Below are 14,223 nucleotides of genomic sequence, written 5' to 3' on the forward strand. Positions count from 1 at the left end.
AAAGATAGCAATTTCTAGCGGAAATTATTCGGAGTATGCCACTGACCTCTATCATTCATCGTATCGGTCACATCCCACCATACACGGCTACCCTGGTTCACATTGCCCGGTTTATTGGGGTTACGGGACTCGCTGTTAGGATAGTTGATGCGTTTGATAAGCTTGCCGGACGCCACTTCTCCATTGGAATTGTTTCCATTGACCGGAGCCAGCAGATAACGCGGATAGTCGGTACGGCGCACTTCCGCCCATCCTTCATTTCCATTCGGGAAAACGGCAATCCACTTCTGAGTAATAATCTGTTCCAACTGTTCTTCCTTGCTACCACCGGCAAATGCTTTTACGCCATCCAGATGACTGATGTATTCATTGGCCTTGTCCGCATCAATTTCATAATAATCCATAGATGCCTTGATACCTTTCAAATAAAGGGCTTCGGCTGTTTCATCCACCAATGACGGCCAGCGCAATGCCGCTTCCGCTTTCAGGAACAAGCTTTCAGCATAACCCATCCAGACAATTTCACGAGCCAGATTCCACCAATAATCCTTGTTCATGGCATCAGATGACAGAATACAGCGGTTGGCAGAATATCTGTTCAGATAAGAACCGCCTACATTGGTTTCTCCATTCATCACTCCGTTGAAATCTCTCTTCAGATTCTCTGTAGGAAGCGGACTGGTAGTCAACGAATCAAACGGAGTAGGACGGAACCATAAAACTTCACAACGAGGGTCGAGATAACAGTTCTCAGAATTCTCATTGAAAGTAACGGCATCGGCTGCCGCACCTTCTTTCAAAGCCTGATTCTTATAAGCCCGTTCCATTTCTTTCGACAATACAGCATTGCCGGTCCAACTGAACAACAACGCGTAGATATTTTCATTACCGCCGGCGATATACTGACGTTTCGGAGTCTGCTTCATATTGTCATCCTGACTTTGCATCAAACCGGCAGGGTCTGTCAAAGCCGCCTTTGCCTGAGTCTGGGCCAAAGCCGGGTCTACATTGGATACACGCAAAGCAAGGCGCAAACGCAGTGTATTGGCAAAACGACGCCATTTGTCCACATCACCCCCATAACATTTGTCATTGTCACCTAAATCATACTGACTGACAGCAGGAAGATTTTCCTGATGCAACTCTGTTATTGCCTGATCCAACAGCTGGAAAAGGATATTATAAACTTCCTTTTGAGGTGTATAGGTCACATTTTCTTCCGGTGGCATGGCTCCCTTCACATAGTAGGCTACAGGAATATCTCCGTAAGTGTCCGTCTGCATGGACAACAAGAAAGCATAATAAATACGGGTGATATAGAATGCCGTATGGTAATAATCCTTATTGCAGAAATAGAATGTCTTGACCAACTGGCTGTATTCCGAAGTGCTGCGGTCATCATAGAAATGCTTCCAGCGGCTGGCCGACCATCCATCCGTATAAGAATAGGTAGGCGCCTGATTCACAAAGCCGCTGACATTGTTTCCCCAATAACCGGCATAGATATCATGAGTCAGATTGGTTGTTGTCTGATAATCATTGTAAGGACCTTCGTAGGTGAAATTGGCAAAAATACTTCCGATAGCACCTTCCATCCCTTTCAAACTTGCCATGGCATGTTCCGTCAAAGTATAATCAATATCTATACCGTCGGCCGATACATTCTCCACAGTCGGGTCGTAAATCGGTGCGTAAGGATTTGTATTCAATTCCTCAAAATCATGGCATCCGGCCAAAGCCAGCAACGAACATAAGGCTACGGATTTATATAATTTGATTTTCATAATCAGTTTTTCCTTTTAATTAATTAGAAACCTAAGTTGATAGAAATACCGAAAGTACGTGTAAACGGCAACGATGCATAGTCAATGGCTTGTGAGAACATCGTAGTGTCATAGCCACCTTCGGGGCTTGTACCCGGTGTGTGCTTCATCAGATAGCACAAGTTACGTGCTACAAATGAAACATTCAGCGAGTTGACAGGAGTCTTCTTCAGCATAGATGAGGGGAATGAATAGCCGATTGACAATTCTTTCAGCTTAATGAAAGAAGCATCGTAGATGAAATCCTCAGCCTGCAATGCACCATAGTATTCTGAAGCGGACACCTGTTTTGTATTCACCTCGCCTGACTCTGTCACACCGGGGAATACCATCATATAGTTGTTTTCCTCACCACGGTTCAAGGTACGTTTAGCCAAACCGTTTCCGGTAGCCAGCATCTCGGAATAAGAGAAGATATCACCACCGAATTTCATATCAAACAGTGCGGACAGTGTAATCCCCTTATAAGTAAAGGTAGGAGATACAGACATGGTCAGCTTTGGCTGGATATTACCGATAGGTTTGTTCACATATTCGGACTCATTGGTCACAGTCATGGGCAACCCATTTTCATTTACGATAATATCACCGTTTTCATTGCGCTTATAAAGCGACGTAGCATAAATCTCGCCTAATTTGTGTCCGGCGCGTGTACCTACTTTTACAGGGAAGTTTCCGTCACCGTTAAAGAACATATAGTTCACATTTTCTTCCGGAGCCAGTTCTTTCACCTTCGATACGTTGTGAGCCATATTCACATTCAAGTCAAAAGCGAAATCCTTTGTTTCTACCAGAGTGGAATACAACATCAGTTCCACGCCTTGATTGGTTACCATACCTGCATTTACCCATTGTCCTCCACTCCAGGGAGCTGCTGCGGGTACTTTCATAATCTGGTTCTTTGTCTTGCTGTAATAATAAGTAAAATCAAATCCCAGGCGATTGTTCAAGAACTTCATATCCAGACCCGCTTCGTAAGAAGTCGCGATTTCAGGCTTCAACTGGTCGTTCATCTTCACATTGTCTTTGGTCGGGGTCAATACACCATTATCGAATTTGAAAGAGTAGGTGTTGTATAACTGATAAGGACTTGTATCCTTACCTACCTGTGCGGCAGACAGACGTGCCTTGGCAAATGTCACCCAGCTTGGCAACGGTTTGTCGATAGAGCGCAAGAAGTCCGACACTACGAAACTGAGGTTGGCAGACGGATAGAAGAAAGAATTGTTACCTGACGGAAGAGTGGATGACCAGTCGTTACGGGCTGTCAAATCCAAAGACAGATATTCCTTCCACGCCATCTGTACAGAGCCGAACACCGAGTTCATGGCACGCTTGTAGCCATCCTCACTACCGGTTCTCAACAAATTGGCCGCATTCAGCATCCAGTTACCTTTGTCCACCATATTACCTACGCCCACGCCCAAAGTTTCCGAACGCTGGTACATAAAGTTACCACCGACATTGAAGCCCAGACGGAAGTTATCAGTCAACTGACGGTCACCCATCAAAATGACTTCAGCATTTGACTCGAAGAAGTTTTCTTCACTACGGTCCATTGAATCATTCGTAATCATGGAAGTATTGGCTTCTCCATTGATACCATCCCCCGCATTGGTGCTTTGCACTCTGGTGCGGTAGTAGTCAAAAGCGTATTTGGCAGATAGATGCAGCCAATCAGTGAAATTGATTTTCATGCTATAATATCCGAAAGCACGCCAACGTTCATCCGAATTCTGACGCTGATGCAATACATAATAAGGATTACGGATACTGGCAGTAGGCCCTGTCCAATTCACATGCGCATGAGTTTCATCAGAATATTGTTTCAAGTCATCCAGACGGACGTTGTTAGGGATTCTCATCAACTGGGAAATAGCACCGTAATCTCCATACAGTGGACGGTTATCGGCTTTTGTACGTGAAAGAGAAATTTTTCCGTCCATAGACACCCATTTGTTCAATTCCGTTCCTGCATTCAGATCGGCATTCACACGGCTCAAACTTTCAGTGGGGAATACACCGTCATTGTCGGAGTATCCGAAAGAAGTACGAAAATGTGATTTCTCTGTACCGTTGCTGATAGATACGTTATGCGTATGCGAGAAACCGGTATCAAAATAATCTTTCAACTTATCCCCATAGTTAGAGTAAGCGTAAGTTTCTCCGTTCCAAGCCTCTTTCATGCTTCCATCCAATACCGGACCCCAGCTTCCGCTATCCGTTTTGTCATACACCGCAGTCTTGGCATCTTTTGTATCAATATGTCCTTGTCCGTAACGGCGTTGCATATCCAATGTCTCGCCGATAGCTGTCCAAGTAAAATTACCACTATAACGGATTCCGAAGCCATCCTTCTTACTACCTTTCTTTGTCGTAATCAAGATAACGCCATTACCTGCACGTGAACCGTAAAGAGCAGCCGCATTCGGACCCTTCAAAACAGAAATACTCTCGATATCATCCGGATTAATGTCCATGGAAGCGCTACCACGGTCTACACCATCATAGCGGGATGCGCTTGAAGTGCTAGTGTCGCTGAAAGGAACGCCATCCACAATCCACAACGGCTGGTTATTGTCTGTCAGAGAAGAGTTTCCACGGATGGTAATCTTCGTAGAGCCGCCCAGACCGGTAGCCGAGGTATTCATCTGAAGGCCTGCCACCTTGCCCTGCAAGGCACTGGTTACCGAGGGGTCACCTGTCTTGTTCAGTTCATCGCTCTTCAGTTCCTGAACCGCATAACCCAACATTTTCTTCTCACGTTTGATCCCCAAAGCGGTTACCACCACTTCGCCAATCTGCTGTGTATCTTCCTGCATGGTTACATTCAGTACATTCTTGCCATCGGGCTTCAATGTTTCCGAACGGTAACCAATGTATGAGAACACAATCTCACCATTTCCGGGAACGGACAAAGAATAGTTACCTTCAAAGTCTGTAATCGTACCGGCTGTGGGATTTCCTTTCACTTGTACGTTTACACCAATCAAGGCTTCGCCTGTCGCATCAACCACTGTTCCGGTCACTGTATGTTCCTGTCCTGTCTGTTGAGGTGTCTGAGGCTCTCCGGATGCTGAAAGATAGACAATGTTATCCTCTATCTTATACGTAATTCCTTTGCCTTGCAAAGCCGCATCAAGTACAGACTGTAATGAACCGTTCTTCACATCAATGGCATTCACCGGCATTTCAGCCAGCTTGTCATCATAGAAAAACTGATAGTTAGACTGTGATTTAATGTTCTTGATCACTGCTCCAAGCGTTGTCTTGGGAGTTGAAAGAACGATTTGCGCGCGGGTCCATTGTATGGGTGCAGCCACAAACAAAAGAATCAAAAGCGCCCTGAGTAATTTGGGCTTTCTCATTAATTGATTGCCTTTCATAATTTATAAATTCGTTAACACTGACTTGTTTTTCTCCAGTGAAGGGGTTCTCATTCCCCTTTCGAGAATAAAAACAGGCAGCTAAAAGAAAACACTTACTCAATCTTGTTCTTTTTTCTAAATTTTCCAGAAAAAAGCAGAGGAAAGGCAAAAGTAGTAATATCATCGGACTTTGACGTATAGAAGAAATACTTAAAAAGAAAAAGGGGATGTACTCTTGCAATGCTGCCAAAAGAGAACATCCCCCTCCAACCTCTCTTTACAAGAGAGAAGTGCATGGTGAAACTTTTATTTTACTTTTTCGTCTTTTGAAAATGAATAAGGCAAATCACTTTCTTGTGTTCCACGCTGCATATTCGGACGGTCGGTCATCTTGAAGTCAATAGTACCGCCTTGTAACAATTCGTTATGCTTCAAATAATTCTTGGTATAAACAGTACCGTTTACACGCATTTCATCTACATATCGGTTGGTATCGCTGTTATCCGATGCGGTTATTACCAAGTTCTTTCCGTTTTCAAAATGAAGTGTCGCCTTCTTGAACAACGGAGCACCCAGAATATACTCATCCGTACCGGGACATACCGGATAGAACCCTAATGCGGAGAATACATACCATGCCGAAGTCTGACCATTGTCTTCATCACCGCAATATCCGTCCGGACCGGCTGTATACATACGGTTCATCACCTCACGCAACCAATATTGCGCTTTCCAAGGCTGGCCTGCATAGTCATACAGATAAATCATGTGCTGGATGGGCTGGTTTCCATGTGCATAGTTACCCATGTTCATGACTGTCATTTCACGAATCTCATGAATTACCTGTCCGTAATAGCTATCATCAAAGATGGGGGGAACCGAAAAGACAGAATCAAGCATGGTAACGAACATTTCCTTACCTCCCATCAAATCAATCAATCCCTGAGGGTCATGGAATACAGACCAGGAATAATGCCAGCTGTTTCCTTCCGTAAAGTCACCTCCCCATTTCAACGGCGAGAATTCAGGAGCGAACTTGCCGTCCTTCTGCTTGCCACGCATCAATTTACTTTCCGAATCAAACAGGTTCTTATAGTTCATGGCACGTTTGGCAAAAAGTGCGATTTCCTTCTTCGGACGCTTCAACTCTTTCGCCAGCTGATAAATACACCAGTCATCGTATGCATATTCCAATGTACGGGCTGCATTCTCATGAATCTTCACATCACAAGGCACATAGCCCAGCTTGTTATAATATTCATATCCCAGACGTCCGGTAGAAGAAACTTCAGGATGTACGGCTTCCGTTCCATGAATCAGTCCTTTGTATAATGTTTCCACATCTTCCACACGTACTCCTTTCAGATAAGCATCGACCAAGATAGAAGCTGAATTATTGCCGACCATGCAACCACGATGACCGGGGCTGGCCCATTCGGGGAAGAAACCGCTTTCCTTATAAGTATTAACCAAACCTTCCTGTATCTCCTTATTTACCGAAGGATACATCAGGTTCAAGAAAGGGAACAAGCAACGGAATGTATCCCAGAAACCTGTATCCGTATACATATATCCCGGCAGCGTTTCGCCATTGTAAGGACTGTAATGAACAGGTTGTCCGTTGGCATCCAGTTCATAGAATTTACGCGGAAACAACAAGGAACGGTACAAGCAGGAATAGAAAGTGCGGTATTGATCCAATGTTCCACCTTCCACCTCTACTTTACCTAAGGCCTCATTCCAAGCCTCTTTACCTTTCTGTACCAATACTTCAAAACTGTCACCACCCAATTCCTTCAGGTTCCGAATTGCTTGTTCAGGACTGATGAATGAAGAGGCCACACGGGCATGAACTACTTCACCTTTCTTTGTCTTGAAACCGATAACGGCTCCGGTATGGAAATCAGTCTGCTCCAGTTTACCTTCTTTCAAGGTTACAGGAACACTGCCATCCGGTTTTTCAGGCTGTACATCATTAGAGAACGTAGCCTCATAAGTAAACGGCTTATCAAACTCAATAACGAAATAATTCTTGAAGTTGGCAGGAACACCACCACTGTTACGGGTAGTATAGCCCACGATTTTGTTTTCTCCGGGAATCACCTTGACAGACGAACCACGATCAAAAGCATCCACCACTACATATGAATCATTCTCAGGAAAAGTGAAACGGAACATTACGGCACGCTCTGTAGGAACCATTTCGGTTACGACATCATGTTCTGCCAAATAAACCTTATAATAATAAGGTTTTGCAATTTCAGCTTTATGAGAGAACCAGCTTGCACGCTTGTCCTCTTCAAATTCCGGTTTTCCTGTTACGGGCATGATGGAAAATTGACCATAGTCATTAATCCACGGACTGGGCTGATGGGTTTGTTTGAAACCACGGATTTTATTAGCCGTATAAACATACTGCCATCCGTCCCCCATCTTTCCTGTCTGGGGAGTCCAGAAATTCATACCCCACGGGCGGGATATGGCAGGATAAGTATTTCCTGTAGAGAGTTCAAAGGAAGACTGTGTACCTACCAACGGACTCACATAGTCTGCATAATCCTTTGCCTGTACAAACAACGTGACACACAGCGCTACAACTGATAGAAATAGTTTTTTCATGATATTGCTATTTGGGTTAAGTTATACTTTTAATTCTTCACCTGTTTTCCCCATTCCGTCGGTACGGGACTCATGGTAATCTCCATCGTTCCTCCACGTACCAGATCATCATGGGTAAAGAAAGGAACATCCAGCGGTTTTCCGTTCAACAAAACCGACTCAATATACTTATTGGTCTTCGAATTATTGTGGGTACGGATAACGAAAGTCTTGCGGTCGGGTAAATTAATCGTCACCTCCTCAAACAACGGACGTCCGATAGAATAAACCGGCTTACCGGGACATACCTGATAGAAGCCCATGGAATTCAAAATATACCAGGCAGACATCTGACCGCAATCTTCATTACCCGACAAGCCGTCAGGAGCATTGAAATACTGGTTATACAGCACACTGTCAACCAATTCCTGAGTACGCCATGGACGGTTTACATAGTTATACATATGAGTAATGTGATGACTAGGCTCATTGCCATGCGCATACTGGCCTATCAGTCCTGTGATATCAGCAGAGGTAGCCTCCCCTTCCAACTGGGAAGAAACCGTAAACAAGGAGTCCAGCTTTCCTACGAAAGCATCCTCCCCACCCATCAAATTCACCAGTCCCGGGATATCATGCGGAACAAACCAAGTCCATTGCCATGCAGTACCCTCGCAATAATCATCATTACGGTGATTGGAAGAACGGGGATTGAACGGAGTACGCCATTCACCTTTACTATCCAATCCACGCATGAAACGGGTGGCAGGATCAAAATAAAATTCGTAAGCATCTGCAAAACGGGCATACTTCTCCTTGGTTTCAGTATCTCCCAAGCTGTCTGCCAGCACGGAGATACACCAGTCATCATACGCATACTCCAATGCTTTCGCCACCGATTCATTCTCACGGTCACATGGAATATAGCCAAGAGTATTCTTATAATAACGTGCTTTGGGCATAACATATGGAATCAGCCAATCGGGAGCTACAATACCGGTAGTGTCATATTCCGCTGCACGCAGACATGCCTTGTAAGCTTCCTGCACATCAAAATCGCGGTATCCCTTCACATAAGAATCGGTTACCAACGAAGCCGCATGATATCCCACCATAGTCCCGGTATAATTGGACACACAGTCCCATTTCGGAAAGATACCACCTTCCTGATGCTTCTTTATCAATGAACGGATAAACTCCGTATTCAACTGAGGATCGACAATAGTCAGTAACGGATGTAACGCACGGAAAGTATCCCACAAAGAGAAAATGGTATAAACCGGATGTTTCATGTCGGTGGTATGCACTTTCAAATCCATTCCCAAGTAACGCCCGTCTACATCTGTAAACAGATTGGGACTTAGGAAAGCATGATACATAGCCGTATAGAAAATGGCACGCTGGTCTTCATCATTGGTTTTGACTGCAATCTTCGACAAGCATTCATTCCATTTCTTCTTAGCATCGGCACGCACTCCATCAAAATTCCAACCGGGCATCTCAGCCTGGAGGTTCTTATAAGCACCTTCCGCATCAACAGAAGAGATAGAGAACTTAGCCAGCACTTGTTCATCTTTCGCCGTTTCAAAATGCAAAAGCATTTTACATACAGGAATCTGTTTGTCATTTTCCTGAACAGTATCCGTGTACAAGGTATACGTAAAGGGTTTGGAAAATACGGCATAAAAATAAAGATCCTGCCGGTATGCCCAATAGGCACTGCGTTTGCGCCCCCGCAACACAGTATCATTCACTGCCTCCACTTCCATTACCTGATTGATTTGTTGCTGAATATTATAGTCCATATCCAAGATAAATCCAGACTCCTTACTTTCCGGAAAAGTATACCGATGCATTGCCGCACGCTCTGTCGAAGTCAGTTCGGCTTTTACCCCGTATGTATCCAGAAAAACAGAATAATATCCCGGTTCGGCATATTCCTTTTCATGAGAAAAAGCCGATGCGAAAGGACGCTTCTGGCTTTCTGTTCCCAAGAAATCAGTACGCTGCACACCTACAGTCGGCATCAACAGGAAATCTCCGAAATCCGCACACCCTGTACCACTAAGACGTGTATGGGCAAAACCATTGATCGTAGTATCTTCATAATAATATCCGGAACAGGAATCCCAACCGTCAATACGAGTATCCGGCCCCGGCTGTATCATGCCATGAGGAACCATAGCACCCGGATGAGTATGCCCATGGCCTCCTGTACCAATAAAAGGATTGACATAATGGGTGTAATCATTCATTTCATTGCCCTCAGAATCACATGCAGTGAAACACAATAACCCTAGAAGACAGCCGCTTAAGAGCATGTTGATTTTCATAGATCTTTATTTAAAAATTATTTTGTTTCCGATGAGATAAATATATTGTTATCATCTACTTTCTTATAATTGAAAGGAATAGAGTTACGCAAAGAATTCAGCACAGACTCTATATTATCTTTCTTTTTCAGTACACCTGAATAAGTATTAGTACTGTCTACATCCGGTGAAAGGATTATCTTCACTCCATAGAACCGTTCCAATGCTGCCGCAATCTGGAAAATAGATGACTTTTCAAATGGAATCAAGTCATTATGCCAGACTATCTCCATCTTGGGATCGACCTGTTTTACTTGCATCCGCCCTGTTACCCTGTTTAAAACGGCTTTTTGTCCCGGCAACAAAGTAATTCTTCCTTTGTCCGATTTATCTTTTACCTCAACTTCACCCTCTATCAAGGTTGTTTCCGCAAAACTGTTATCCGGACGACATTTTATATTGAAAGAGGTTCCCAAGACCCTGACATCCATTGCCGGGCTTTTTACCATGAAAGGTTTCTCATGATTACGTGCTACTTCAAAATAAGCTTCTCCATCCAGATATACATGACGTTCCTTTCCTTCAAAAGCACGCGGATATTTTAAAACAGACGACTGGTTCAACCATACTTTTGTCCCGTCAGGCAACAACATCTCACGCACTTGTCCATGAGCAGCCGATGCTACCACCAATTCCTCCGCTTTATTCCGGAACCAATAGGCTAATCCCGCAGCCAGCACCATCACGCCCACTATAGCAGCTGCATAACGCAACACACTTCTAAGCTTGAACACCTCTTGTTTCTTCTGATTTTCCTGTTCCAATCTTCTACCCAACCTGCGCTCTGCCCTCGCTACCAGATTCTCCTCCTCAAAGGGGAATTTACCTAACTGATAAATCTCCTCCATACGGAACAGCTCTCCGGCATTCTCATCAGATTCTTTCATCCATTCATTGATAAGAACAAAATCCTCCTCCGAGCATCGGTTTTCCAAATACCTGATAATAATATCTTCGTTAAGTTTACTCATCTTTTTCCCTATTCATATAGTAAACAATTCAACTTGTAAAAACACTTAGCAGTTTTGCTGAAAATATAATCAATGACAATAATAAATGGCTGAGACGTTCGCGCAAAAATTTCAAGGCCTTATACATATGTGCCTCTACGGTACGTAAAGAAATGCCAAGAGTATCAGCGATTTCCTTGTTTTTCATATCATGAAGATAGCTCAGTTTAAACACCTCCTTACATTTATCCGGCAATTCATTAATCGCTCCAAAAATTTCCTGACGCAATTCCTGATTCTCTATCTTTTTAATGACTTCGGCATGATCCGGCTGGTAATATTGCAATTTTCGTTCATAGATTTCTATCATTGCCGCACTGTAGTTATTCTCTATAACCTGATGCTTCAATAAATTTATAGCCTTGGTATATACAGAACGATAAAGGAAAGCTAAAATCTGCTCTCCTATGACGACTGAATCTCTCCGCCTCCACAACTCCACAAAAACATCCTGCACTACATCTTCGGCTTCTTCGGTACCGACCAGCCGTGTCGCATAGAACAACAGCTTAGGATAGCATTGACGAAAGACGGCCTTATAGGTGTCATCAAGTTCCTCGTTCATATTATATAATTCACCTTTGTATGAAGGAGAGAGCCAATGTTCCAAATAACGATCCAATCATCCACTGTAGGGGCAGAAAGCTTCCGCTCATCATACAATTTTCAGGCAGATTCAAACCGCCTCTACAGCAAAACGATAACAAATATTACTTTTAACTCACCTCCTGTACAATTACAATTCTTAATAAGTTGAACCAATTATTATCTATCTATACCAAATATTTCCCGGTTCCGGACCCATTTCAAATTCTACAGTAGCACCATCCATTATTTGCCGGTGTGTGATATAGCTCTTATCGTATGGTTGCCCATTTACTTTCACCGACTGGATATAGATATTTTCACGACTTACTCCAGGGGCCAGTACTGTGAACGTTTTTCCATTATCCAGATGCATCTGTATCTCGGGGAACAACGGCGTACCAATCTCATATTCACCACTTACCGGATTGACAGGATAAAATCCCATAGCACTGAATACATACCAGGCAGACATCTGTCCACAATCCTCATTTCCACACAGTCCGGCAGGTGCATTGAAATAAAGGTCATGCATGACCTGCGCCGCATACTTCTGAGTTTTCCAAGGCTGACGTACCTTATTATACAAATAAATCACATGATGGCTAGGCTCATTACCATGAGCATACTGGCCAATCATACCTGTACTGAAAAGAGGCAAATCTGCATTACCAGCCGGGATATAAGTAAACATACTATCCAACTTTTCCGTAAAACGATCCTTACCACCAGTCAAGGCAATTAGCCCCTTAATATCCTGCTGTACAGACCAAAAGTACTGCCAACCGTTACTTTCACAAATATGGGCAGTGTAGTCATCCGGGCTGAAATTAGGTTGGAATACTCCTTTATCATCTATCGGCTGCATGAAGCTTGACGCCGGATTGAACACATTGCGATAATTCTGAGAACGCTTGTAGAATTCGTCCGCTAATTGAGTCCTCCCCATCTTCCGGGCCATTTCGGCTATGCAATAATCATCAAAAGCATATTCTAATGTTTTGGAAAGCGACCAATTTTCCGCATTATATTCATCCTTTATATTATAAGGTATATATCCTAATTTTTTATACAAACCAATGCCGCGATAATCATCCAAGTTAGCAGTAGCCACACAAGCCTCCAATGCCTTCTCTGCATCAAAATCACCAATACCTTTCAAATAAGCATCGACAATAACAGGTACAGCGTGGTAGCCAATCATCATATCCGTTTCACTTCCCCAAAAATTCCATACCGGCAAACGTCCGTTCTGTTCATAAAAAGCAATGAATGATTTCACCATATCATTGACACGCTGAGGTTCCGTATAAGTAAATAACGGATGTGCGGCACGATAAGTATCCCACAATGAAAAGGTTCCATAATTCACCCAACCATCCGTCTGATGAATTTTCTTATCGGGACCATAATAAGCCCCGTCCACATCACTGTAAATAGTCGGGGCAATCATTGTATGATACAATGCTGTATAAAAATTAACCTTATCGTCCTTGTTATCACCTGTTACCTCTATTTTTCCCAACTGACGGTTCCAATTATCTTTAGTTTCAGCCAAATATTTATCGAAATCATTGTGAGGTGCTTCAGCCGCCATATTTTTAGCAGCACCTTCCATGCTTACTCCCGAAAGAGCAGTACTCAGAACAATCTGCTCTCCTTTTTCCGTATCAAAATTAAAGCGGGCGATATAAGCCGTACCTACACGTTTACCTTTCAAAGCAATGGCAGTAGTATCCATCTCTACCGAGGCAAACGGTTTGGAGAAACGAGTGCGGAAATACACATGCTGGTCTCTTGCCCATCCTTCGGAAAAACGATATCCCTGAATGGTGCATGAGTCAATTATCTCAATATAAGAATCATTGGTAAAGTCCCAATTCATCGCTTTCTTCAGATTCAGAAAGACAGCCGACTCTCCTTCAGGAAACGTATAACGCTGTATACCGCAACGCTCTGTAGCAGTTAACTCCACATTGATATCATAATCTTTCAGCAACACGCGATAATAACCAGCTGAAGCCTCTTCATCCGCATGAGAGAATTTGGAATAGATGCCTAAAGGAGCTTCCGCTTCCTGATAAGGCAAAGTTACAGGCATGAAAGAGATATCATACAAGTCTCCGGCTCCCGTTCCCGACAAATGGGTATGACTGAATCCGGCAATCGTACTGTCCGGATAAAAATAACCGGAAATACGGTCCCATCCGGGCAAACCGTTATCCGGACTAAGTTGTACCATTCCGAAAGGCGCTTGCGCTCCCGGATAAGTATTGCCGGTAAAATCGGTTCCGATAAACGGATTCACCAATTGGGTATAATCGGTTGACGGCTGGGTTTGTTTATTGGACACACAGGCTCCAAATGCCACTAAAGAAATGAATAGCGCGAGAACAGGTGTTTTCATACTTAAGAGGTTTTTCATTATTACTTTGTTACAAAAATACACATTATAATAATATGAACA

At 43.5% G+C, this 14,223-nt stretch carries 7 protein-coding genes; all 7 read right to left on the reverse strand.

From position 1 onward, the window contains the following. Positions 1-14: 14 nt before the first annotated feature. The 7 genes from RE317_RS05885 to RE317_RS05915 all read right to left on the reverse strand — a co-directional run bounded on the left by RE317_RS05885 (position 15) and on the right by RE317_RS05915 (position 14,163). Positions 15-1,784 carry a SusD/RagB family nutrient-binding outer membrane lipoprotein gene (locus RE317_RS05885; protein ID WP_016271664.1) on the reverse strand — a complete coding sequence of 590 codons (1,770 nt, stop codon included), beginning with the start codon at positions 1,782-1,784 and terminating at the stop codon, positions 15-17. 23 nt (positions 1,785-1,807) lie between these two features. After that, entirely contained in the window at positions 1,808-5,209 is a 3,402-nt protein-coding gene (locus RE317_RS05890) for a SusC/RagA family TonB-linked outer membrane protein (RefSeq protein WP_008667595.1), read from the reverse strand. A gap of 288 nt (positions 5,210-5,497) precedes the next feature. Further along, entirely contained in the window at positions 5,498-7,810 is a 2,313-nt protein-coding gene (locus RE317_RS05895) for a GH92 family glycosyl hydrolase (protein ID WP_005840972.1), read from the reverse strand. 29 nt (positions 7,811-7,839) lie between these two features. Next, positions 7,840-10,122 (reverse strand): GH92 family glycosyl hydrolase, encoded by a 2,283-nt coding sequence (locus tag RE317_RS05900; RefSeq protein WP_005850708.1) that lies wholly within the window; start codon positions 10,120-10,122, stop codon positions 7,840-7,842. A gap of 17 nt (positions 10,123-10,139) precedes the next feature. Then, the gene (locus RE317_RS05905; RefSeq protein ID WP_008667597.1) at positions 10,140-11,132 is read right to left on the reverse strand and encodes a FecR family protein; all 993 of its coding nucleotides are present in this window, start codon (positions 11,130-11,132) and stop codon (positions 10,140-10,142) included. A 28-nt stretch (positions 11,133-11,160) separates the two neighbouring features. Next, positions 11,161-11,736, reverse strand: coding sequence for an RNA polymerase sigma-70 factor (locus RE317_RS05910; protein ID WP_005850704.1), 576 nt, complete (start codon positions 11,734-11,736; stop codon positions 11,161-11,163). Positions 11,737-11,940: 204 nt separating this feature from the next. Then, on the reverse strand, positions 11,941-14,163 hold the full coding sequence (locus RE317_RS05915) for a GH92 family glycosyl hydrolase (protein WP_005840963.1): 2,223 nt from the start codon (positions 14,161-14,163) through the stop codon (positions 11,941-11,943). Positions 14,164-14,223 lie beyond the last annotated feature (60 nt).

Source organism: Phocaeicola sp. GP0067, from assembly GCF_031119655.1.
Taxonomy (GTDB): domain Bacteria; phylum Bacteroidota; class Bacteroidia; order Bacteroidales; family Bacteroidaceae; genus Phocaeicola; species Phocaeicola vulgatus.

What these genes read in the sequence shown, in the direction of transcription:
- RE317_RS05885 (WP_016271664.1), bottom strand. Translation starts at nt 1,784, where the DNA reads ATGAAAATCAAATTATATAAATCCGTAGCCTTATGTTCGTTGCTGGCT.
- RE317_RS05890 (WP_008667595.1), bottom strand. Translation starts at nt 5,209, where the DNA reads ATGAAAGGCAATCAATTAATGAGAAAGCCCAAATTACTCAGGGCGCTT.
- RE317_RS05895 (WP_005840972.1), bottom strand. Translation starts at nt 7,810, where the DNA reads ATGAAAAAACTATTTCTATCAGTTGTAGCGCTGTGTGTCACGTTGTTT.
- RE317_RS05900 (WP_005850708.1), bottom strand. Translation starts at nt 10,122, where the DNA reads ATGAAAATCAACATGCTCTTAAGCGGCTGTCTTCTAGGGTTATTGTGT.
- RE317_RS05905 (WP_008667597.1), bottom strand. Translation starts at nt 11,132, where the DNA reads ATGAGTAAACTTAACGAAGATATTATTATCAGGTATTTGGAAAACCGA.
- RE317_RS05910 (WP_005850704.1), bottom strand. Translation starts at nt 11,736, where the DNA reads ATGAACGAGGAACTTGATGACACCTATAAGGCCGTCTTTCGTCAATGC.
- RE317_RS05915 (WP_005840963.1), bottom strand. Translation starts at nt 14,163, where the DNA reads ATGAAAACACCTGTTCTCGCGCTATTCATTTCTTTAGTGGCATTTGGA.